The sequence below is a fragment of the Noviherbaspirillum autotrophicum genome (genome assembly GCF_000818395.1).
GTDB lineage: Bacteria > Pseudomonadota > Gammaproteobacteria > Burkholderiales > Burkholderiaceae_D > Noviherbaspirillum > Noviherbaspirillum autotrophicum.
Map to the genome: position 1 here is coordinate 2754390 of NZ_JWJG01000028.1, position 22673 is coordinate 2777062.

Consider the following 22673-nt stretch of genomic DNA (forward strand, 5'->3'; position numbering starts at 1 on the left):
CAGCTTGAATATCGATAATGAGGGGCTTATCGTGGCACGAAAAACACGGCCTTTTCTTTCACCTGAAGCTGCACGTCATCCTGCGCTTGCAAGCCGAATGTCACCGTGTTGGATCCCGCCTTTCCCTTATCCTTGGGAATGTGAACCGTCACCGGGACCGCGCGCGATTCCGCCCCCTGCAGTTGAACCTCGTCCTGCGTCACCAGGGAAATGCCCTCAATTCCAGTGACCGAAATCTTGTAGCGGTGCGGATGCTCGTCGGTGCTCATGATCTGGAGACGGAATGCATTTTCGATCATGCCCTCCTCCACCTCGCGCCCCATTGCACCGCGGTCGCGAATGACATCCATTTTCAGGGGCGTCCGGGTAAGCAGCGAGACCCAGAACGCGCTCATGACTAGTACGAGAATGCCTGTGTAGATGAGCACGCGCGGGCGCAGGACGCGCCGTGCAATCTGTTTGGGAGCGAGATTGTTGCGCAAGGCATTCTCCGTCGTGAAACGAATCAAGCCACGCGCGGCACCAATCTTGTCCATCACCGAATTGCAGGCGTCCACACAAGCGGCGCATCCGATGCAGTCGGACTGGAGGCCATTGCGAATATCAATCCCGGTCGGACAGACTTGGACGCACAGTGAACAATCGATGCACGAACCCGAGGCCAGGTTCTTTGCGGTGGCCTTCGCAAGTGCGTTGCGCGGCTCGCCGCGCTTCTGGTCGTAGCTGACAATGAGCGTGTCCGGATCAAACATCGAACTCTGGAAGCGCGCGTACGGGCACATGTAGCGGCAGACCTGTTCGCGCAGCCAACCGGCGTTGCCATAGGTCGCGAAGCCATAGAACAGAATCCAGAACGACTGCCAAGGCCCGAGCGCCAAAGTGGCAGCCTCGAGCGCGAGCGTGCGAGCCGGCGTGAAGTAGGCAACCAAGGTAAATCCCGTCCATAACGCAAACAGCCCCCAGGCCGCGTGCTTGGACGCCTTCCTTGAAAACTTGGCGATTGACCACGGTTGCCGGTCCAGGCGCATGCGGGCACTGCGCTCCCCCTCGATCTTGCGCTCGAACCACATGAATATCTCCGTATATACCGTCTGTGGGCATGAGAACCCGCACCAGACGCGACCGGCCACCGCAGTAAACAGAAAGAGCGAAAAGGCAGCGATAATCAGCAGCAAGGCCAGGTAGATGAGATCCTGCGGCCAAAGCACAATGCCGAACAGATAAAACTTGCGCGCCGCGAGATCGAACAGCACGGCTTGGCGCCCATTCCATGATAGCCATGGCAACCCGTAGAAGATGAGTTGCGTCAGCCAGACGCAGGCCCAGCGCCAGTTTGCATACACACCGTTCGCCGCTCTCGCATAGATCTGCTCGCGTGGCGCATACATCTTCACAACTGACACTGTCTGGGCGGATTGGCTCATGATCGTTATTCGCTTGATCGGGATGGAGACGGGCTCAAAGGCCGGTTATATGGACAGGGGCAACGGGTAAAGAACTGCGCTTATCCGTGGTTCCCGCTTCTGCGCCGGAACAGCGGAAGCGGCTCGTCGACCGAGCCCTGGTATTTGACCGAGTAGTGGTTGAAACTCAGGAGCGCATCGTGGATGTCCTTGTCAGCGCGCACCGCAAAGGAATCGAACCCGCAGCGCCGCATGTAGTTGAGCTGATCCCGTAACACATCGCCAATGGCGCGCAATTCGCCGGTCCACCGGTATCGGGAGCGCAGCAGAGTAGCAATGCTGTAGCCGCGGCCGTCACGGAAGCTGGGAAAATCGACGGCAATCAGGTCGAGCTGGCGCAGATGCGGCGCAAGTGGCTCAAAGTCGTCGTCCGGCGAAATCCAGACCGCGCGACACTTCGACGTGTCGGCGCGGATGCCAGCAGTATGAAAATACGACAGCGGCACGATCTTGTTGGATAAGTTGATTTCATCGAGCAATTCGACGTCTCGAATCACTCCCCAAAGGTCATCCACGATGTGCGGAGAACCACCGACCAGCTTGATTATCTTCGGCATAAAAGCACTGAAAAATTGATTAGGCCGCCTCGCGGTAAACACCGGACCTGAACGGCTCGGCGCCGACACGGGCCAATGTCTCAATGAAAGGCTCATCGTGCACGCGTAGCCGACAAAACGTTTCGACTAGCCGCTCTATGACCGTCGACATTTCTTCGGCGCGGAACGAAGGACCGATGACTTTGCCGAGCGCCGATTCCATTCCTTGGGCGCCGCCGATGGTGACTTGGTACCATTCCTCGCCATCCTTATCGACCCCGAGAACGCCGATGTTTCCTATGTGGTGATGGCCGCATGCATTAATACAGCCGGAAATGTTGAGGGACAGATCGCCAAGCTCGCACAGGAAGTCCAGGTCCTCGAAGCGCTGCGCAATGGCTGCCGCAACAGGAAGCGACCGGGCATTGGCGAGCGAGCAGTAGTCTCCGCCAGGGCAGGCAATAATATCGGTCAGCAGGCCAAGATTGGCCGTTCCAAGGCCATTTGCTGTTGCCTTCACCCAGAGCGTGTACAGATCGCGCTTGCGTACGTCCGGCAGGATGACATTCTGTTCGTGCGCGACCCGGATTTCGCCGAATCCGAACTCTTCCGCCCATGCCGCGATCTGTTCCATTTGACCGGCCGTCACGTCGCCTGGTGGCGTTGCAACGCCCGGCTTGGTCGACAGCGTCACGCATGCGTATCCGGCCACCTTATGCTCGCGCACATTCCTTTTCACCCATTGGGCGAAGCGCCTGTTTTCCGACAGATACTGTGCGAATGCAACGTCCTCGTCGTCGAGCGGTTCATATCGCTTGTACTGGAAAAATTGGGCGACGCGCTCGTACTCCTGTTCGGTCAAGGTAGACGGACCATCCTTAAGATGGCGCCACTCCTCTTCCACCTCGGCGGAAAACGTTTCGACGCCAAGCGCCTTGACCAGAATCTTGATCCGGGCCTTGTATTTGTTGTCCCTGCGGCCATACCGGTTATACACCCGCAGAATGGCCTCCACATAGGAGAGAAGGTGTTCCCATGGCAGGTTATCCCGGATCTGCGAACTGAGAATCGGCGTGCGACCCAAGCCGCCGCCGGCAAATACGCGTAGCATCTTTTGCCCGGCCTCGTTCTTGTACAGATAGATACCGACATCATGCATGCGCACGGCGGCGCGGTCCTCCATCGAAGAAGAAAGCGCAATCTTGAACTTGCGTGGCAAAAAAGCGAATTCCGGATTCAGCGTCGACCATTGGCGCAATATCTCGGCGAGAGGACGCGGGTCAATCAGTTCATCCTTTGCGACACCAGCAAACTGCTCTGTCGTGATGTTGCGTACGCAGTTGCCGGACGTCTGAATCGCATGCATCTGGACAGTCGCGAGTTCGGCAAGAATGTCGGGCGCTTCCTCCAGCTTGATCCAGTTGTATTGAATGTTTTGGCGCGTGGTGAAATGGCCGTAGCCGCGGTCATACTTGCGCGCGATATGCGCCAGCATTCTGAGCTGAGTAGAAGACAGCACGCCGTAAGGAATGGCCACGCGCAGCATGTACGCATGTTTTTGCATGTACAACCCGTTCTGCAATCGCAGCGGCAGAAACTCTTCCTCCGACAAAGCTCCCGAAATTCTGCGGGCAACCTGGTCGCGAAACTCTGCCACGCGCTCGTTCACAAGAATCGCGTCGTACTCATCGTATTGATACATCTACCTACCCCTGTTTCAACCAATGCCTGAATCGCGGCGCCAGGTGGCGTTCAGGAAATCAAGACATTTCGTTGTTCTTGTCCGTTGCATCTGATTGTCTGTCTTTAACGATGTCCAAAACAGATTCAGAACCCTGAAAAAACACCGTATCAGATCGATGTGTCAGCGAGGCAGTTGATGCCGTGGCCGTAACCAACATCCAGAGAGCAAAAGCCTGGAGAGGTGATGTGGAGAGCGCAGTCCGCCAACATTTGGTTCGTGCCAGATCAGAAGGCCGTCTGATATGCAAAAAGAAGGCGCTACTGACACTGTTTTGGAGGGCGTTCGAACAGCAAAATGTCGGCTGATACCAAAAGCGTTGTCTTGTTACTAATGGTGAGCTCCAATGTATTGAGCGCATTAACCCAATTTTGACGTTATGAAGAGAACTTCAAGGAGTTCACACGACCGAGAGCGGCCCCGCCGTCTCGCCACAGGCCGCATAAATTTGATTTGCGCGTGCTTCGCAGGCGTCCTTGCATCGGGCGCGCAAAGTGTCCAGGCGCAGCAGTCGCAAATTCCCGACACGATCGCACAGCGCGCCATTGCTTGTGCCGCCTGCCATGGTAAAGAAGGACGGGCCACGAATGATGGCTTCTTTCCCCGCATAGCGGGAAAACCAGCTGGGTACTTGTATAACCAGCTAGTCAATTTCCGCGACGGACGCCGGCAGAACCCGCAAATGACCTATATGGTCGGGCATATGTCGAATGCCTTCCTGCAGGAGCTAGCCGAATATTTCGCCAGCCTGCACCCGCCCTATCCGCCGCCCCAGCTCTCCAATGCGGCGTCCACTGCCCTGGAGCGCGGACGTACCTTGGTCATGTCCGGAGATCGGTCAAGGAATATTCCTGCATGCGTGGCTTGCCATGGACAAAAACTGAGTGGCACGCTCCCGGCGATTCCCAGCCTGTTGGGTCTGCCGCGCGATTACCTGAACTCCCAGTTCGGCGCGTGGAAGACAGGCACCCGCCGTGCCGCCGCGCCCGACTGCATGGCAAAAATCAGCAGGCAGCTCAGCCCGGAAGACATCAGTGCCGTGTCGAGTTGGCTCGCTTCGCAGCCGATTCCGAATGACATGACGCCTTCCCCAGCGTCATCCATCAAGCTGCCTATCGCTTGCGGCAGTGTGCCGCAATGACCAAGCGTCACCTCATGAAACGCCTTTTCCTCATTGTTCTTGCCATGGGTATTTTTGTGCCTGCCTGCGTGATCGGCCTCGAGTTGGTCCGCGAGCCGGGCAGCGACCAGGTCAGCACGTTGGCGGCCGACTCGAACGGTCAGATTGCGCGGGGTGCGTATTTGGCGCGCGCCGGGAACTGCATGGCCTGCCATACGACACGAGGCGGGCAGGAGTACGCAGGAGGAAGAGCGATTTCTACGCCATTCGGCAATATTTATTCGTCGAATATTACGCCGGACAAAAAGACTGGAATCGGAACATGGACATCAAACGACTTTTGGCGGGCGATCCATAACGGCAAATCGAAAGATGGCAGCTTCCTGTATCCAGCCTTTCCGTATACCAGCTACACAAAGGTAACGCGAGCGGATTCCGACGCCATCTTTGCGTACCTCAGGACGCTTACACCCGTGGCACAGGAAAACCGGCAGCATGAGCTGCAGTTTCCATTTAGCCAGCGCATCTTGCTGGCATTCTGGCGGATGCTCTATTTCAGTCCCGGCGCCTATCAGGAGCAAGGGAACCAGAGCCCCGAATGGAACCGCGGCGCCTACCTGGTCCAAGGACTTGGACATTGCAGTGCCTGCCATACGAGTAGAAACTTCCTTGGCGGATCGGCGGACACGGCGGCCCTCACCGGGGGAATGATTCCCACTCTGAACTGGTATGCGTCTTCGCTTGCATTGGACGCCGGGGCCGCTCGTCGTGATTGGCAGACGAAAGACCTTGCCGACTTATTAAAGACTGGCGTGTCCTCCAAGGGAGCGGTGTTTGGGCCGATGGCTGAAGTCATTAGCGGCAGCCTGCAGCATCTTTCGGCCAGCGATATCAACGCAATGGCCATCTATTTGAAGTCCATTCCTCATGTCGACACTATCGCGCAATCAGAGTTGGGCGAAGTATCGAAGCAAGAAGAGGCAGTATTAAAACAAGGCGCAAAGCTCTATGAGAAATATTGCGCAGAATGTCACAAGTCGGACGGAAAAGGAGCACCTCCGGGGTATCCCCCGCTGGTCGGAACGCGATCGCTGGCCGCGCGCTCTCCCATTAATCCGATTCGCATTGTATTGAACGGTGGGTATCCCCCAACCACAAAGGGAAATCCGCGACCATATGGTATGCCCCCATTTGCGGTCGAGTTAAACGATAGTGAAGTGGCGGCAGTTGTGTCTTACATTCGTACGAGTTGGGGGAATAAGGGAAACATGGTGTCGCCGATCGACGTCGGCCGGTTTCGCGGGGCTCCCATAGAATAATCACCTTCGCTTTGCCACATCCGGTTATTAACGGTCCGCTTTCGGGTAGAAATTTGGATGTTGAGAGACTGCTTGTGGCCGAGCTGGACTTTTCTTTGCTTGTCGAGTTTATGCCGTAAGGCGGACGCTTGGCGCTCCCGGGGGGGGCGCAGGCAATGTTAGTGTCCGCAATAATTCCGATCGTCCTGCGTTCGGAAAACATCGTAATACGCCCCTACTCCGTCTATCGGACTATCTGGCAGCGGTACTAGACATTATGCTCATAATGTTGAAAGTGCCGCCCCACTGATTGTGCTGTTCTCACTTCACAGAAAAGCCAGCCCTATGCTTTTTTCTGGGGAAAGCTGTGAACACAGAAAGGTCCTCGCTTTCCAAATAAGAAAACGGAGGCGACTCATGATCATCGTTTTGGAAGATAGATATGCCACAGCTGGAACTCATGATGTGCGACGCGCCATGGCAGCACATCGGGATGCCTTTCTCCAAGAAGGAAAATCGAAACCGGTCGTGGCGTCGTCGATAATCGGCTTTCGATTGAGGCCGTTCTATTGGAATGCACAACCATCCCATGGCGTGGCCTGTCGATTTCGGCCAAGGCGAATGCCGCATCCGCGTTCAATGAGTCATCAAATTTATGACGGGCATATTTTTATTCATTGATTTCTTTTACCAGTCGAATCTCGAGCAAGATGTCCGCCCTCGCTATCCCACTTGGCCACTTCGGCTTGGTCAATTTCATACCCGGGAGGTCGATAAGTGCCGGTCTTCGTCACAGCCTCGTCAATTTCCTGAGGGGTAAGCAGCACAGTCGTTTTGCACTGGGTTACTCCAGCGGCATTGACTCTGATAGCAAGTGCCGCGGCAGTAGCATTGTCAGGGAGATCGGCAATGATGAAAACGTCCTCGTTGCCAAAGGCAAAATAAAATGCTTCAACGGTTCCGCCCATCGATTTGAATAATTCATCAACAGCATCACGTCGCCCCGTCCCCCCCTCTTTGAGCAGGCCCTTTACGCCGTCGGTGAGATAGTTGGCTTGAATGAGATATTTTGGCATTTGAATCTCCTTCCAGGTTTTGCGCACCTTCCTGGGACACCAGTCTGACAACGCCAATCGGTCAATTCGTCAGCGCGCGTCAAACGCTACAGCGTTTGTTGACGCGCGAAGGCCAGCTCGCCCGCCATGGTCAACACTGCTTTCCTGATCGCTGGCACAAGCGCCATCGAGCCGGAGGCGCAGTAGTAGCGGGTTTGCCGAAGTGGCGCCCACGATCGTCACCGGCCTTCAAATTGTCGGGTATCCGATACGACTGAACGGATCTCTGCATGACGTCCGTCAAACTCGTTGTCCTTCGCACAGACTAGTACAGCTGCTGAATAGGGGTAAAAAAATGGTTAACGTGCGATCGTGTTGGTGCGCTTGATCTTGCTGTGTAACTGGATGAGGCCGTAAATCAGCTGCTCTGCAGTCGGCGGGCAGCCCGGCACATAAATGTCGACTGGGATGATGCGATCACAACCACGCACAACGGAATATGAATAGTGATAATAGCCACCTCCATTCGCGCACGACCCCATTGATACCACCCAGCGTGGCTCAGCCATCTGATCGTACACCTTACGTAGAGCCGGTGCCATTTTGTTGCATAAAGTACCGGCGACAATCATCAGATCGGACTGCCGTGGAGACGCGCGAAACATGATACCGAATCGGTCCATATCGTAACGCGACGCACCAGCATGCATCATTTCCACTGCGCAGCAGGCCAAGCCAAACGCCATTGGCCACATCGAGCCGGTACGGACCCAGTTGACAAGCTTGTCCACTTCCGTTGTAACGAACCCTTCGTTTAACACGCCTTCGATTAACATGATGCGCTCCTGATTCGGAACATTTCCCGCATGGCCGACATCCCGCATTTATTTGACAATGCAACTCGGCAGAAAATGCATGGCACCCGATGAACCGCAATTTAGTCATTCGTTTCGAGCGCCCGCCATGATGAGATGAGCGAACGGCGGGCTACGTATTTTTCGGTGCTCAGAGGTGGCCCCGGAATTTCGGACAGTAGGATAAGTGGCAGCTTTGCTTCACAATCTGGGCCGCAAGGCCGATTACAGGAGCAAAAGCATGACCAAAAGAACAAGGCGCAACCACTCAGGGAGTTTCAAAGCAAAGGTGGCGTTGGCAGCGCTACGCGGCGACAAGACATTGACCGAGGTAGCGCAGCAGTACGAAGTCCATCCCAACCAGGTCACCGAATGGAAGCGGCAGTTGCTGGAGCGGGCTGCCGACGTATTTGACGGTGGCGCTGCGGTCAGCGAGAAAGAGAGCGTGCCGGACCTGAAGGAGTTGCACGCCAAGATCGGGCAGCAGGCATTGGAAATCGATTTTTTAAGCGGCGCGCTCACCAAAGCGGGATTGGTGAGCGCAAAGAAATGATCGACCGAACCCATGAACTGCCGGTGTCCCGGCAATGCCAGATCCTGTCCCTGGCACGCTCGACGGCGTACTACCGGCCGCAGCAAGCCAGTGAAGCGGACCTGGAATTGATGCGGCGGATCGACGAGCTGCACACGCAGCATCCATTCGCCGGCAGCCGCATGCTGCGCGACATGCTCCGTCGGGAGGGTCATCAGATCGGCCGCAAGCACGTAGCGACGCTGATGAAGAAGATAGGCATCGAGGCGCTGTACAAGAAGCCCAATACCAGCCGCCGCCATCCGGCACATCCGGTCTATCCGTACCTGCTGCGCAATCTGGAGATCAATCGTCCCAACCAGGTGTTCGCTGCCGACATCACCTACATTCCGATGAAACGCGGCTTCGTGTACCTGTTCGCGGTGATGGACTGGGCCAGCCGGCGGGTGCTGTCATGGCGTCTGTCGAACACGCTGACGACGGATTTCTGCATCGAGGCCGTGCAGGAGGCGATTCACCGCTACGGCGTACCGGACATCTTCAACACCGACCAGGGCGCCCAGTTCACCAGTCTCGAATTTACGCAACTGCTCAAGGACAACGGCATCGCCATCAGCATGGACGGCCGTGACTGCTGGCGCGACAACGTGTTCGTCGAACGGCTGTGGAAATCGATCAAGTACGAGGAGGTGTATTTGCACGCGTATGAAACGGTGAGCGCGGCAAAGAGCGGGATCGGTCGGTATCTGGATTTTTACAATTCTCGGAGGCCACACAGCGCACTTGACGGCAGCACGCCGGATGCGTTCTACTTCGCCAACCTGCCCGCGTGGCAACAGGCGGCGTAGATGGCAGGCCGGGTTCCCCACCGCGCCGCACGCTCTTGCCCTGCCCATCGGGCGGCGAGCGGCGCCGTGGATAACCCTACATCCGCAAAGCTCCACTTAACGAAGTCAAATTCGTGTCCAACAAAACGGGGCCACCTCTCTCGTCAGCACCCGCAACTGGTCAATTCTGTTATAGGTGGATACTTCCATCAGGAACACATAGCGGAGGCGCTTGGCAGTGCGCAAACGGGGCGCAGCGTTGACGACGTCATGCACCAGTTCGTCGGTGTGCAGACTGCCTCCCATGAGTGCTTCACACTCGCTGGACCGGCAGAGCGCCATCGTCCGTGCTGCAGCCTCATGGCTGTGCTCCGTGGTGACGAGCCGGCAAGACGAAATATCGATGCCTGAGCCTTTGGCAATGGCATGTATTTTCGTGGGCGGACCGACCAGGACCGGGTTGATCAATTGCATCTAGGCCACTTCCATTTCACCAAGCAGCGACACGTCGCTACAGGGAGGGCAAATGGCGATGCTAACAAGCTCCAGTGAGCGGCCCAGGTCGATGAGGCTTTGGCGTGCCGGGGAAGTCTTATTCATTGTCAGCATCTTTGCTCTCGATGCGCCAAATTCCAGAAAAATGGCCTCTACCACTCGATTCAAAGTTTGCCTTTGATTATCAATGATCCCGATTTCATGCATACAGGGTTTTGCGTGTAAAACGCTTCTGCACCAATTGATTTTGGACAGTGCAGTGCGCCTAGTAAAAACGTTTGTGGTGCATCAGTGGTTCGGCTCAAATCCATTTCCAAACGCGATTCCAGCAACTACAACAACAGGGTATATAGCACGACGAAGTAGCCTGGAAACACTGATGCGAATTAGCATAGGCGCGCAAAAAACTTTCACCACAAGATTGCAACGTATGGCGCTGCGCTCGCGATGGGCGCGATACGATAAGTTGCAAAGTCAACGAATGGAGGTGCAATATGGCAGAGCGTGAGACGAAGTCGCGCACAGCGCACTCACATGAAGCGGGATCGGATGCGACGAAACAAAGGCGTCACGCGGCCCCTGCATCCACCGATGCATCGAAAGCATCTTCTCCAGTAGCCGGGAAGGTCAAAGAGGGCATCGCACGACGGCTCTCCGACATCAACGATATTGAAGCAGATATCACCAAGCTTGTCAGGACGACCGTATCCGATACTTTGCGCGCTGGCGGAGATGCGACAGCCCAGCTGACCAACGTCGTGGAGAATACCGTAACAGGCGCAATCCAGGCTGCCGAAAAAGTCGGCACGGGGCTGACAATGAGTGCCAAAAGCGTCGCTACGGGAATCGTGATGGGTGTGCATGACGTTGGGGGTGATGTCGCAAAAGCGTCTACAGAAACTATTCGCACAATCATCAGGCAGACAGCGACCATAGGTGCCGACATTGGTGCGGTAGCGAAGCGCACGGTGGACGGAATTATCGAAGCCACTGCCGAGGTTGGGGAAAACGTCGCAGAAATTAGCAAAAAGTCTGCCGAAGGTGCCATTGAAGAAGCGGCACACATCAGCAATATGGCCGTCCAGGCGGTGCAAGATGTATTAACAGGCATCCGGGGCGGGATCAGTGAGTCTGCCGCCGTTCCCGCACGTCGTGGCGGCGCTGCACAGCACGGGCATACCACGCATTAGGAGGATGGAATTGCTCGTTCTGACTGGAAGGAAATGACGTAAGCTGAAAAAACCTCGCATCAGCGCTGCGAAAAGAGTGGTGTTATGTCCTATAAAACGATTCTGGTACATGTCGACGATGGCCGGAATTGTGACATCCGTGTCGAACTGGCGGCCCGGCTGGCGATGCTGGAAGATGCACACCTCATCGGCGTCGCCATGACAGGCGTGTCCCGCTTTCTGATCGAAGCTGTCGCCATCGATGTCACCCCTGAGAGCCTTCAGCCATATCTCGATATCCTGCGCCAACGCGCCGAGCGGTCACTCGTTCCTTTTGAAAAAATCATCCGGCAGGCGGGACTTGCATCCTATGAGCAACGCCTGAGTGACGACGAAGCCGCCGGCGGCCTGGCTCTTCAGGCGGGATACTGTGACTTGGCCGTTCTGGGGCAATACGATCCAGAGGGAGCGGCGCCATCGGTCTATGCCAATCTGCCGGAATACGTCGCGATGACGAGCGGTTGCCCTGTCCTCGTAGTTCCTTATGCGGCTACGACAACGAGTTGTGGCGAACGGATTTTGGTCGGATGGAATGGCAGCCCCGAGGCCGCCAAAGCCGTGCGCAATGCAATTCCTTTGTTGCGCCGGGCAAAGATCGTGGAAGTAGCCGTGTTCAACCCGGATCGTCCATCCGATGCTCACGGTGAACAGCCCGGCGCCGATATCGCGTTATATCTTGCACGCCACAACATCAGAGTGGACGTGATGCAAGAAAGGACAGAAACAGATGTCGGCGAAGCGCTCCTGTCTCTCGCTGCCAATTTGAATAGCGACTTGCTGGTGATGGGGTGTTACGGGCATTCACGCTTTCGCGAAATTCTACTGGGGGGCGTTACGCGCACGATGCTGAACGCGATGACAATTCCCGTTTTCATGTCGCATTGAGGAAAAGGAAAGCGGCATCAGAATCCCATTTCCCCTGGCATTGCTTCGGGCGATGCCCTTGCCTGCGATGGTGCTTCCATGACGATGCAATCCGTGGTCAGCACCGGCTTGCGATCGCGGCCGCGTTGGCCAGCGCGAGGCGCGTGACTTTGGTGGGATCGATGATTCCCATTTTCATCAGATTCCTGTACCTGTCATCCGCCGCGTTGTACCCGAAATCACCGGTGCCGTCGGTTACTGCCTCGATCACCGCGTCAGGGTCGCCACCAGCATTGAAAACAATTTGGCGCAACGGCTCTTCCAGCGCACGGTGAACGATCTTTACCCCGGAATCTTGCGCCAGGTTATGGAGCTGAAGATTTTCAAGAGCGCTGCGAGCACGAAGCGAGGCCACTCCGCCAGCGGCACCGATGCCCTCCTCGACTGCGCGCGCGTCGCATGTCCGCATACGTGCGCGAAGAAATACTTGCTCTTGAAAATGTTAAGACTCCTCGGGAATGAGCGATCTCAAGCCCCGTACGGCATGCATGACTATGCTGAATTGCAGGCACATGCCCACTTCTGAATGAGATACGTTGTCTTGATTGCGCCAAGGTGGCATGGGGATTCTTACATGAAAAAAAACTTCAGAATCATGCCTCCAGTTTTTCCAATGATGCTCTTAATGCTGTTGGGAGTTCCCGGCGTGGCACAGGAGCGCCATGGACGTTTGGAACATGAAGAGCACGATGTCGAGCGTGCCGAACGGGGTCGTGCAGCACCCGGACGCAGTCATACCCCACGGCACTGGAGCGGCGATATCCGGCGCTTTCATGAACATGACCTGGCGCTTTGGCGCGGCGGCCGCTGGCTCCATGGACGACATGGTGACCAATCAGGTTGGTGGTGGATCGTCGGCGCGACCTGGTACTTTTATCCGGCACCAATCTACCCCTATCCGAATCCCTATCAACCGCCGCCCATGGCGTCGATCGCCCCGCCGAGCGACCCGTCGGCGATGCCGCAATACTGGTACTACTGTGCCGATCCTCCCGGCTACTACCCCTACGTGCCACAGTGCCGCGTCAATTGGCGCGCCGTGCCAGCGACTCCGCCGTGAACACGGTGGTGAAGCCAGCGCTGGCGATTCGGGCAAACACGATCGTGAAGTACTTTGGCAAAGGTGAAGCCAGGACGGTCGCCTTCAACCGCGCCAGCATCGTCACCTGCTTTGGTGAAATGCTCTCTATCGTCGGCCCCTCCGGCAGCGGCAAGACGACGTTCTTGCGCATCCTCTCGGGAATCTTGTTCCCGAATGAAGGCAGTGTCATGGTGGAGGAAACCGATATGTGCCCACGCTCTACGCTAGCTATTGCCGGGCGCTCCGGTACTTTCCGTCAACTCGATTACGATTTCCTACATCCTGGCCGAGCTGAAAGACCCGGCCGACGCACCAGCGATACAGAAAGAAGTGGCGCGCCTTGCCTACTTCGCGTTGACCAAGGGCGAGTTCATTCAACGCATCAGCAATTTCTACAAGTGCCAGACCGCCATCGGCACCAATATTTTTCTGATGACGATCATCAGCGTCATTGCCGGACCGTCGATGTCGGGACAGGCTTTTTACACTTTCACTCTGGAGAACCTGGAGAAGTTCGGCGCGTTGAAAGCCATCGACGCGAAGGGCCGGGAACTGGTCTACATGATCCGGTTCCCGGCAACGATTAAGGCATTGACGGGTTAGGGCATCGAAGTGGGTTGATGCACGCGCTTGATTGGCGTGGCGAAGCTCCGGCTACCGGATTATGCATCGTTGATCACGTTCTACAACTTCGGGAAAGCATTTGGCATGGTGATGCTGATCGCGACCAGCTCCAGTTACATCGGCATTCGCAAGGTGCTCAAGATCGCGCCGTTCGATATTTTCAGCGGGTGGGAGTACGCAGCCAATCTGCTTTGGTCGTCGCACAAAATCAATTTCCACGCATGATGAGTCTCAAGTCCGCACTGTCCAATGCTGATCGCTGGCTTCAAGATGCGTCGTTCAGCACAACTTTTCTATTGGCGCTCGCCAGCGTTATTGCGATCGGCATTCCAGACTACCTGTTTGGAGTCGATATTTCCCTCTTCATTCTTTATATCGTGCCAGTCGGTATCGGCACGTGGTATGCAGGAAAACATTGCGGGATCTTCCTCGCCATCCTGTCAAGCACTCCGTTGATGATGGAACAAGTCAACGCACATTATTTCGTAAATCGCCAAGGTCTGTTCTTTTGGAATCTGTTCATGCATGTCTGCACCTTGCTGGTCATCGTGTACTTGCTCGACGTGCTTGTAGTTCACTTGCGAAATGAAGCCGCGCTCGCGCGCGTTGATGCCGTCACCGGAGTTTTTAACCGCCTTGGCTTTTTTGAGCGCCTGGAGTTCAGCGTCAACCTGATGGCACGCCAGCAGATAGGATTCGGTTTGGTGTATATCGATCTTGATGACTTCAAGAAAATAAACGACAAGTACGGCCACGACGAGGGAGACAGGGTTCTTCGGCTCACTGCAAGCCTATTGGGAAAGTCTGTTCGCCATAGCGATGTTGCGGCCCGGCTTGGCGGCGACGAATTCGCGCTGCTCCTTCACGGAGTCGATCGGCATCAGGCCGTGATTCTCATTGAAAAACTCCGCGTTGCGCTTCATCGGGCCTTTCAAATGGAGCGGGTGGCGGTGACTTGCAGTATCGGATGCGTGACGTTCCGTTCTTTCATCCCCGATCCCCATAGCGCAATCAAGGCGGCAGACCTATTGATGTATGAAGTCAAGCGTCATGGAAAAAACAACGTCCTTGTCGAAGAATATGAAGCCATGACTGCGCACAGCGCGACGAAGCCACAATGAATTCGACCGTTTCAAAATGCAAGTACGTTCCACTATGTCATGTCGCCTTCTTTATGTCGCGGGAGAAGAACAGGCCTGGCACCATTGGCAGCCAGAAGCTCACCCCTCGGAACAACAAGGTCGCCGCGAGCGACGCCGGGATCGACACTCCCGCGTGCTGCAACGCCACGACCGAGGTCGCTTCAAATACACCCAGCCCGCCAGGCACGATACTGATGGTCCGAAGCAACGAGGAAGCGATGAAGCTCGTATATACGCCGGTAGGTGACGCCACCTCGCCAAGCGAGCGAATGAGAACCCATACTGTGCCTGTGTCAAGCAGCACAATGGCGAGGTGAAACAATACGCTCTTGAGAATGAGCGGGAAGCTACGGACAAGCGTCGGGTCGGCCTCGCCGAGTAGCGAAAGCATGTTCGCCAGCAGCGGAACGCGCCCGAGCCAAGCAGGCGTCGTGCGCCGTCGTCCCGCAAGGGCAAGGGCGGCTGTGGTCAGCGCGACGCTGAAGACGACCAGGCATAGGGCGACCGCGAGAATGAGCGGGTTCACTCGGCCCTCCACCATCGAGATGAGAAGCGCGAGAACAAGGGTCAGGACATAGGCGGCATAGTATGAGACGCCATCGACGAGCACCGAAGCCATGACAACGCTACGCGGAACTCCGCGTAGCTCGAGCGCCCGGGCGACGACCACCGTCCCGCTGACGCCGCCAGATGGAAGAGCCTGGCTGATGAACAGCTGGGCGAGGCTGAGTTTGAAGGCCACCCACAACGGCAGCACAATTCCGGCCGCCCGCGTGACCACGCGCCAAGTCTCGCCCTGCGCCAGATAGGTTCCGACTTGCAGAACGATCGCGACGGCCAGCCACCATGGCTGCGCCCTCTCTGCGAGGCGCAAGAACTCCTGTTCTTCCGAGAAGTGGAGCGCGGCGATGATGACCGCCGCAAGCATTGCGAAACCGAAAATCCAGGAAAACCAGCGAGCAGCACGCAATGCTGACCGGTGCTCGCCGGTTCCAAGGCCGGTGCCCGGTCCAACTTCTGCGCCATTGCCGTTCACATGCAAAGTTATCGAAGTGGTACCTTTTGCATTTTCCTCACTCATCGTTGGGATATCCTCACATGCTTGCTTTTTTTTGATGACGTGATATTGGCGCGTGCGACGGCAACGCATCACGGCGCAGTGCCTGGCGGAGCTGCCTCGGCTTGCGCGTCGCCCAGGACGACGGCGAACAGTTGCAGCGTGTCTAGGTAGCGCTGAGCCTTGGCGCGCGCATCGCCGAGCCTGGCCTGCTGATCGAGGCGCTGCGCCTCGATGACTTGCGGGAAGCAGGTCTGCTCTGCCTGGTAACTTTGCTGCGTGAGGTCCCGTGTCGATTGCGCCGCATCCAAGGCCTTGCGTTGCGCCTCGAGCAGCGTCGCTTCATTTGCCAGCGCCTGAAGCACATATGCAACCTGCGCGAATGCCCGCAGCACGGTATTGCTTATCAGCGTCAGCCTGCTTGCGCGCCACTGCGTCAGTAGGACATCGGCCAAGGCTTCAGCCTACGCGACGCGATGGGCCGTTGCACCAACTGCGCCAACATCGTACGACAATGCCGGCCCGATGGCCAAGCTATTCATTGGTCGTGCGCATAAACATCTCCGTCAGGACAACTTGGGCGTAACGGCACATTGGACCATGCATGCCGCTGGAAAGAGTATGTTTCCGATCTGATGCCGCTACGCCGTGACTGCGCCACACCCGCCGCGGCGTCTTGGAACAAACGTATCCAAAACCATTTGACTTGGATCATGCATATGGAACGTACCCGCTCCTAGCATGCTTATCAGGCATCACGACCATCATTCCGCCTTTCCGAAACCGGTTTCATCAGCAGCGCCATGGGACGCCTCCATGATGTCTGGAAATCGACTTAATCTGCTGCAAGTGACCGTATGCGCCATTACCTTGGCTGCCGGTAGCGTCTTGCATCTACAGGGGATGGAAGACATTGCCGATTGGATGTGGTGCGGCGGTGCCAGCCTCGTTCTCCTGTCGGTGCTGATCGATACCGTGGTCGCGATATGGCAAAGGAAATTTGGGCTTGACCTCATCGCCTTGGTGTCAATCGCCGGCGCGATCACGTTGCAGGAATATCTAACAGCATCCGTGATCACATTGATGTTTGCCGGGGGCCGTGCGCTGGAAGGACTTGCGGAAAGACGCGCGCAGGAAGAAATGTCCGCATTATTGGCAAAAGCACCTCAATTTGCCAATCGATATGACGGCAGCGTCATCGCTCAGGTGCCGATGACAGCTGTTCGCCCCGGCGATCGCATCCTTGTGCGATCCGGGGAAACGGTGCCGGTTGACGGGACGCTTCTTGCTGCGGCCGTCGTGGATCGATCGAGCCTGACCGGCGAATCTTTGCCGGTGTCATATTCTGCGGGAAATGCAATAGCCAGCGGCAGCATCAATGCCGGGGATGCATTCGATTTGCTGGCCACCAACACTTCCCAAGACAGCACATTTTCCAACATCATTCGTCTTGTCCACGCCGCGCAACATTCAAAAGCGCCTGCAGCGCGACTGGCTGATCGCTATGCGCTGCTATTTGTCCCGCTGGCTTTAGGGGTCGCAGGCTTGTCCTGGCTGTTGTCCGGTGATCCGAATCGCGCTTTGGCCGTCGTCGTGGTCGCCACGCCCTGCCCTTTGATTTTGGCGGTGCCGGTTGCGATTGTCTGTGCCATGTCCCGCTGCGCACAACGTGGGGTGTTAATCAAACACGGCGGCGCACTCGAAAAAATGGCACAGGTCAAGACCTTGTTCCTCGACAAGACCGGTACGCTCACCGTTGGCAGGGCTCGCCTGACTGCCATGGCCACCGCACCGACGGTGCCGCATGAAGAGGTGCTCAGGTTGGCGGCATCGCTGGAACAAATGTCCAACCATGCCATCGCGCAAGCTGTGGTCTGCGCCGCGATCGGACGCGGACTGGCGCTATCCATTCCTGAGCATGCGTCCGAGCAGCCCGGTGCCGGACTGTCCGGTCGAGTAGACGGCATAGAGGTCCGTGTCGGCGGAATCGAATACGTTTTGGGCAGCGCGGCGATGCCATCGTGGTCGATGGGCCTGGGCGAGCGCGTTGGATACGAAGGCACCGCAGGCGTCTATGTCGCCATTGATGGGCGGTTCTGCGGTGTGCTTCACATGGCAGACGAAATCCGCTTGGACACACCGCGTGCCATGCGGCTGATGCGGGCATCCGGCGTAGAACGCATCATCATGCTCACCGGAGATCGGCGTGACGTGGCCGCCACCATTGGCAATTCCTTGGGTGTAGATACCGTCATGGCGGAGCAGACGCCTGCTTCGAAACTTGCCGCAATTGCAGATGCACGCAGGAACAGCGTGACGATGATGGTCGGTGACGGAATCAACGATGCGCCGGCACTGGCCGCCGCCGACATCGGCGTCGCCATGGGTGCACGAGGTGCGGCTGCGGCGGCCGAGTCTGCACAAGTCGTGTTGTTGGTCGATCGCCTGGATCGACTGGCATTTGCAGTTCGTATTGCGCAGCAGACCCGGACCATCGCCTTGCAATGCGTCGCGGCAGGCATGGGGCTTTCGATGTTCGCGATGCTGGTCGCCGCCTTCGGCTATTTACCGCCCGTGGCCGGAGCCATCTTTCAAGAGGTGATCGACGTCACTGTCATCCTGAATGCACTTCGTGTTCTTCGCCTGGAGAAAGAAAAAGCGGCAGAACGTCTTTCGGCGGACGATGTCAGCAAACTGCAAGAAGAGCATGCTCGCCTGTTGCCCGTTATTGACCGCCTGAGATGGCTGGCAGATCGGGCTGATGAGTTACCGGCTTCGACGATCAGGGAAGAACTGGCTTCCTTGAGCACGTCACTTCAAGACCAGATCTTGCCGCACGAATCGACGGACGATGCCACGCTTTATCCGCGCGTCGCGCGTTTGATCGGCGGCCAGGATCCGATGGCATCCATGAGCAGCACGCACCGGGAAATTTACCGCCTGAGTCGCACCGTCGATCGGCTCGCCACGAAGATGCCTAGCGAGAAGCGCGACAAAGCGTCCATGCAGGAAATGCGCCGAACCTTGTATGCGCTCGATGCCATTCTGCGACTGCATTTCGCGCAGGAAGAAGAGATTTATCACGGCTTGTCCTCGTGAGCAAACCGGCATTTGAATGGAAAAACCATGACCCGCCGCCCAACTGCAGGCGCTAATCTAACGGCACCGGCCTTGCCCTGGATTACCGCGATACTTGTGCTGACTGCAGTCATTTTCGGCCCGGAAGGATCCGAACAGCGGATTTACGACCCCGGTCGCGATTTTGTTCGTCGGCTTCACGAAACAGTCGGACTGACAGTGCTTGGCCTTACCATCCAAAATCGATAGGTTGGCGCGCAGCCGGACCGAACGGAATCGCAGGTCAGGCAGGCTTTACGTTGCGATGCGTGAATAGATCCAGCCTGCCATCATCACGAGGACCATGAGCGCCACTGTGAGAACGGTAAAATCGGCCGGGAGTCCGAGCGGACTGGTGCCGCCAGCCAGCATCAACGCGCGCAAACCGTCGACTTCATAGGTCAGCGGATTTCCGTGGGCGACCCATCGCAGCCAGTCCGGCATGATCGCCGTTGGATAAATGGCGTTGCTCGCAAAAAAGAGCGGCATCGTCAATACTTGGCCAATGCCCATGAAGCGTTCACGGGTCTTGACGATGCAAGCAATGATCAAGGAAAACGTGGAGAACAATGCGGCGCCCAGCAGCACCAGCGCGATCACGCCGAGCATCGGCGCAAGCTGCCATTGCATCTTGACGCCGAGTGCCAGCGCGAGCAGGTAGACGATCACTGCTTGCGAGAGAGCCCGTACGCCGGCGGAAATCGCCTTGCCAAGCACGAGCGCGGTGCGCGGCACAGGGCTGACGAGAAACTTGTGCACGATGCCCAGATCGCGCTCCCAGATGATCGAGATGCCATAGAAGATCGCAACGAACAACACACTCTGCGCGAGCACGCCGGGTGCCAAAAAATCAACGTAATTGAGATTACCGGTTGGAATGGCGTGACTGCGCGCAAAAACTTGGCCGAACACGAGCAACCACAGCATCGGCTGTATCGCGCGTGTCAGTAATTCAGTCGGGTCGTGGCGCAGCTTGCGCGTTTCCATTTCGGCGATCGCGTACACTTTCGCGCCATAGCGCACGAGCGCCGAAAGCCAGCCCGACCGCGCATCGCGTGCCCGCGGCTTAGCCGAGCCGCTGGGCGGTGCGCCGGGTGTCGGCGGTGTCACGATAGTCTCCCTGGGCTTCGAGATGATCTTCGGTGTAGTGCGCGAATACGTCATCAAGCGTAATTTTCTTACCCTCCGGTTGATGCAGGGACGCGCGCAATTCGTCGATCGATCCAGCAACAACGATCGCGCCATGCTGCATGATAGCGACCCGCGTACAGAGGCGCGCGGCTTCGTCCATATAATGCGTGGTCAGAAAAATCGTCATGCCATATTCGGCGCGCAACCTCTGGATATGCTGCCATACAGCGTCACGCGCCACCGGATCAAGGCCGACCGTCGGTTCGTCCAGAAACAAAAGTCGCGGCCGGTGCAGCATCGATTGCGCGATTTCCAAACGACGTATCATGCCGCCGGAATACGTGCTCACCAGCCGATCGGCAGCGTCGCTCAAGTCCATGAAGGCGAGCCCTTCGCCGATACGCGCTTTGCGGGCACTGCGCGGGATGTCGTAGAGCCGCGCGAACACATCCAGATTCTCATAGCCGGTAAGTTCGCCATCGGCGGACAGCGCTTGCGGAACGTAGCCGATGACACGGCGAACCTGTGCAGCCTCGCGCACAATGTCGAATCCTGATACCGTTGCACTGCCCGACGTCGGAGGCAGCAGCGTCGTCAGCATCTTGATCAGCGTGCTCTTGCCTGCGGCGTTACGTCCGAGAAGGCCGAACGTCTCGCCCGCGGCAATCGAGAATGTCGCACCATCAACGGCCACGATGTCGCCAAAGCGGCGCGTCAACGATTGCGTGGTCAAGATGAACGGCATTTCCGAGGCCCCGATCTTGAAAGGACATGGCATCCTCGTTGTATTCCCAACACAAGGCGCACTGATGGCCACTCTAGTCGAAGCACTTAGATGGCTCTTGATCCATATCACCTCGACACGCCGTATCGAATCTCCTCATCCGGCGCTCAGAGTTGAAAGCCGACCACGCGCACAATGCCTTCTATCAGGTCGCGCCACCAGGATGGCTCCTGTGCTTCATAACGATCAGATTGTTGCACGTACCGCATCGCCCAAGCGGTAAGCCACTGAATTTCCGTTCGGCCATAAAATGCCGTCATCAATTCAAAGTTCAGAAACAGGCTGCGCCCATCCAGATTGGCTGACCCGCATAGCGCAAGATCGTCGTCGATGATGACCGCCTTTGCGTGCAACATGGCGGGAAACAAATACACTTCGGCGCCTGCGAGGCACAGATCGCGCAATGCCCGCTCCCGAGCCCAATCCGCCAGCCGGTGATTCGATCGCACGGGTATCAGCAGTATGACGCGCACACCGCGGCGACACGCCATGCACCACGCGCCAAGGAGCGCCTCGTCCGGCACAAAGTAAGGGGTAACGGCTACAATTTTCTGTTGAGCCTGATACGCCGCCGTCAGCAATAATGCATACACAGTGTCGTCCGCATAATCTGGCCCGCTCGGCACAAGTTGCGCGAGGCTTCCTGTCGCAGCAGGCGGTCTGCCAAATGATATGGAATGTGCATTGCCTGCGGCCGCACGCCAGTCGCACTCGAACAGCAACGCCGCTTGCGAGGCAAGCGGCCCCGTGACGACAAAACTCAAATCCAGCCACGCGGAATGCCCTTGACTGCCTGTGAAATATTCGGAAGCAAAGTTGCGCCCGCCGCTCCACAGGGACTCCCCGTCGCAGACCACTAGCTTGCGGTGATTGCGCAGGTTAATGTGTGCATGTAGAGGCGTGTGCAGCAACGGCATGAACCAGCGAACATCAATACCGACGTCGCGCATCGCGCGTAGCTGCGACCGCGCGCACCGCAGCCCGCCAATCCTGTCAAGCAATACGCGGATGCGCACACCACCCTGAGCACTTTTCACCATCGCCGCGACCAAAGCGTTGCCGAGCGCGTCGTCGCCAAGAATAAAGGTGCACAGGTCAATGCGTTGCCGTGCCTGCTCAATCAACGTCAATACCGCGCGCTGTGATGCAAGACCATCTTCATGAAAGCGGACCATCTGATTATGCGTCTGCGGCGGCGCAGCCAATACTGCGAGCAGTCTGGTCGCCCATACCGGCCCCGCTTGATCGGCATCGAGAGGAAACGAAGGATGATCGGGGCGATGCGGGCGCACCAATTTACGCGCGCCAAACAGCAAAAATAGTGGAATGCCGATATAGGGAATGACGGCAATGGTCAGAACCCAGGCAAATGCCGCAGAGGGATGCCGGCGCTGACGGCCGATCCGGGTCACCAGCACGTAAAGCAGCAATCCACTGAACACGAAAGCGCCATGCGCCAGTGCCGACAGCGAGACGATCCAGCGAATATCCGGGCCAATATTACTTGCCACGCGAACGGCTCGCCGGTTGACATGGATCAGCCAATTGCATTTTCTTCTCGTCTCATCCCGCCCTGTCATTGCGACCGCATGTCGCGGCCCATAGAATGACCATTCTAAGCCGGCAATTGCAATTTGCACACCATGCAGAACAGCATTGAACC

22 protein-coding genes and 2 pseudogenes are annotated in these 22673 nt (G+C 57.0%); 11 read left to right on the plus strand and 13 right to left on the minus strand.

Going from position 1 to position 22673, the window contains the following annotated elements:
• Window positions 1–26 precede the first annotated feature (26 nt).
• From ccoG to TSA66_RS13925, 3 genes are all read right to left on the minus strand, one after another.
• A complete protein-coding gene (ccoG, locus tag TSA66_RS13915) occupies window positions 27–1424 on the minus strand; it encodes a cytochrome c oxidase accessory protein CcoG (protein ID WP_040038579.1) in 1398 nt (465 codons plus the stop codon).
• Window positions 1425–1504: 80 nt separating this feature from the next.
• Window positions 1505–2020 (minus strand): DUF934 domain-containing protein, encoded by a 516-nt coding sequence (locus tag TSA66_RS13920; protein WP_040038578.1) that lies wholly within the window; start codon window positions 2018–2020, stop codon window positions 1505–1507.
• A 19-nt stretch (window positions 2021–2039) separates the two neighbouring features.
• The gene (locus tag TSA66_RS13925) at window positions 2040–3701 is read right to left on the minus strand and encodes a nitrite/sulfite reductase (RefSeq protein ID WP_040038577.1); all 1662 of its coding nucleotides are present in this window, start codon (window positions 3699–3701) and stop codon (window positions 2040–2042) included.
• Between the two features lie 670 nt (window positions 3702–4371).
• Here TSA66_RS13925 and TSA66_RS13930 point away from each other — a divergent pair.
• The 3 genes from TSA66_RS13930 (at window position 4372) to TSA66_RS26955 (ending at window position 6839) form a co-directional block, all read left to right on the plus strand.
• On the plus strand, window positions 4372–4881 hold the full coding sequence (locus TSA66_RS13930) for a c-type cytochrome (protein ID WP_332309919.1): 510 nt from the start codon (window positions 4372–4374) through the stop codon (window positions 4879–4881).
• Between the two features lie 14 nt (window positions 4882–4895).
• Window positions 4896–6179, plus strand: coding sequence for a c-type cytochrome (locus TSA66_RS13935; RefSeq protein ID WP_084199153.1), 1284 nt, complete (start codon window positions 4896–4898; stop codon window positions 6177–6179).
• Between the two features lie 396 nt (window positions 6180–6575).
• The gene (locus TSA66_RS26955) at window positions 6576–6839 is read left to right on the plus strand and encodes a hypothetical protein (protein ID WP_157691539.1); all 264 of its coding nucleotides are present in this window, start codon (window positions 6576–6578) and stop codon (window positions 6837–6839) included.
• Here TSA66_RS26955 and TSA66_RS13940 read toward each other — a convergent pair.
• Window positions 6833–7234, minus strand: a complete 402-nt coding sequence (locus TSA66_RS13940; protein ID WP_040038575.1) for a GYD domain-containing protein — start codon at window positions 7232–7234, stop codon at window positions 6833–6835. The genes TSA66_RS26955 and TSA66_RS13940 overlap by 7 nt on opposite strands.
• 338 nt (window positions 7235–7572) lie before the next feature.
• A complete protein-coding gene (locus TSA66_RS13945) occupies window positions 7573–8049 on the minus strand; it encodes a NuoB/complex I 20 kDa subunit family protein (RefSeq protein ID WP_040038601.1) in 477 nt (158 codons plus the stop codon).
• 259 nt (window positions 8050–8308) lie between these two features.
• On the opposite strand from TSA66_RS13945, the gene TSA66_RS13955 reads away from it, so the two are divergent.
• Window positions 8309–9447, plus strand: a protein-coding gene (locus tag TSA66_RS13955) for an IS3 family transposase (protein ID WP_408639464.1) whose coding sequence is annotated in 2 segments (ribosomal slippage) — window positions 8309–8567 and window positions 8567–9447 — 1140 coding nt in all. Because the reading frame shifts where the segments join, the coding sequence is not laid out codon by codon here.
• 105 nt (window positions 9448–9552) lie between these two features.
• Here TSA66_RS13955 and TSA66_RS13960 read toward each other — a convergent pair.
• On the minus strand, window positions 9553–9900 hold the full coding sequence (locus TSA66_RS13960) for a hypothetical protein (RefSeq protein ID WP_040038572.1): 348 nt from the start codon (window positions 9898–9900) through the stop codon (window positions 9553–9555).
• Window positions 9901–10128 (minus strand): hypothetical protein, encoded by a 228-nt coding sequence (locus TSA66_RS13965; RefSeq protein WP_040038571.1) that lies wholly within the window; start codon window positions 10126–10128, stop codon window positions 9901–9903.
• A 287-nt stretch (window positions 10129–10415) separates the two neighbouring features.
• Between TSA66_RS13965 and TSA66_RS13970 the strand changes: the two genes are divergently transcribed.
• The gene (locus TSA66_RS13970; protein ID WP_052451973.1) at window positions 10416–11111 is read left to right on the plus strand and encodes a hypothetical protein; all 696 of its coding nucleotides are present in this window, start codon (window positions 10416–10418) and stop codon (window positions 11109–11111) included.
• An 84-nt stretch (window positions 11112–11195) separates the two neighbouring features.
• The gene (locus TSA66_RS13975; RefSeq protein WP_040038570.1) at window positions 11196–12035 is read left to right on the plus strand and encodes a universal stress protein; all 840 of its coding nucleotides are present in this window, start codon (window positions 11196–11198) and stop codon (window positions 12033–12035) included.
• Window positions 12036–12132: 97 nt separating this feature from the next.
• Here TSA66_RS13975 and TSA66_RS13980 read toward each other — a convergent pair whose 3' ends face one another.
• A complete protein-coding gene (locus TSA66_RS13980; RefSeq protein WP_040040453.1) occupies window positions 12133–12483 on the minus strand; it encodes a TCP-1/cpn60 chaperonin family protein in 351 nt (116 codons plus the stop codon).
• A gap of 204 nt (window positions 12484–12687) precedes the next feature.
• On the opposite strand from TSA66_RS13980, the gene TSA66_RS26960 reads away from it, so the two are divergent.
• From TSA66_RS26960 to TSA66_RS14000, 4 genes and pseudogenes are all read left to right on the plus strand, one after another.
• A complete protein-coding gene (locus tag TSA66_RS26960; RefSeq protein ID WP_198358654.1) occupies window positions 12688–13134 on the plus strand; it encodes a hypothetical protein in 447 nt (148 codons plus the stop codon).
• 119 nt (window positions 13135–13253) lie between these two features.
• A pseudogene (locus TSA66_RS27745) lies at window positions 13254–13373 on the plus strand (ATP-binding cassette domain-containing protein); the annotation flags it as partial.
• Window positions 13367–14004: pseudogene (locus TSA66_RS27750) on the plus strand (ABC transporter permease); the annotation flags it as partial. The pseudogenes TSA66_RS27745 and TSA66_RS27750, both read left to right, overlap by 7 nt.
• On the plus strand, window positions 14001–14900 hold the full coding sequence (locus tag TSA66_RS14000; RefSeq protein WP_040038565.1) for a GGDEF domain-containing protein: 900 nt from the start codon (window positions 14001–14003) through the stop codon (window positions 14898–14900). The pseudogene TSA66_RS27750 and the gene TSA66_RS14000, both read left to right, overlap by 4 nt.
• A 37-nt stretch (window positions 14901–14937) precedes the next feature.
• On the opposite strand, the gene TSA66_RS14005 is transcribed toward TSA66_RS14000, so the two are convergent.
• A complete protein-coding gene (locus TSA66_RS14005) occupies window positions 14938–16002 on the minus strand; it encodes a lysylphosphatidylglycerol synthase transmembrane domain-containing protein (RefSeq protein WP_040040454.1) in 1065 nt (354 codons plus the stop codon).
• Window positions 16003–16070: 68 nt separating this feature from the next.
• On the minus strand, window positions 16071–16433 hold the full coding sequence (locus TSA66_RS14010) for a hypothetical protein (RefSeq protein ID WP_040038563.1): 363 nt from the start codon (window positions 16431–16433) through the stop codon (window positions 16071–16073).
• A gap of 448 nt (window positions 16434–16881) precedes the next feature.
• On the opposite strand from TSA66_RS14010, the gene TSA66_RS14015 reads away from it, so the two are divergent.
• Window positions 16882–19077, plus strand: coding sequence for a heavy metal translocating P-type ATPase (locus TSA66_RS14015; protein ID WP_232429366.1), 2196 nt, complete (start codon window positions 16882–16884; stop codon window positions 19075–19077).
• Between the two features lie 273 nt (window positions 19078–19350).
• Here TSA66_RS14015 and TSA66_RS14020 read toward each other — a convergent pair whose 3' ends face one another.
• From TSA66_RS14020 to TSA66_RS14030, 3 genes are all read right to left on the minus strand, one after another.
• The gene (locus tag TSA66_RS14020; RefSeq protein ID WP_232429365.1) at window positions 19351–20205 is read right to left on the minus strand and encodes an ABC transporter permease; all 855 of its coding nucleotides are present in this window, start codon (window positions 20203–20205) and stop codon (window positions 19351–19353) included.
• Complete coding sequence (locus TSA66_RS14025) at window positions 20162–20971, minus strand: ATP-binding cassette domain-containing protein (RefSeq protein ID WP_040038597.1); 810 nt, start codon at window positions 20969–20971, stop codon at window positions 20162–20164. The genes TSA66_RS14020 and TSA66_RS14025 overlap by 44 nt, the downstream gene beginning before the upstream one ends.
• A 146-nt stretch (window positions 20972–21117) precedes the next feature.
• Window positions 21118–22590, minus strand: coding sequence for a phospholipase D-like domain-containing protein (locus TSA66_RS14030; RefSeq protein WP_084199141.1), 1473 nt, complete (start codon window positions 22588–22590; stop codon window positions 21118–21120).
• Between the last annotated feature and the right edge of the window lie 83 nt (window positions 22591–22673).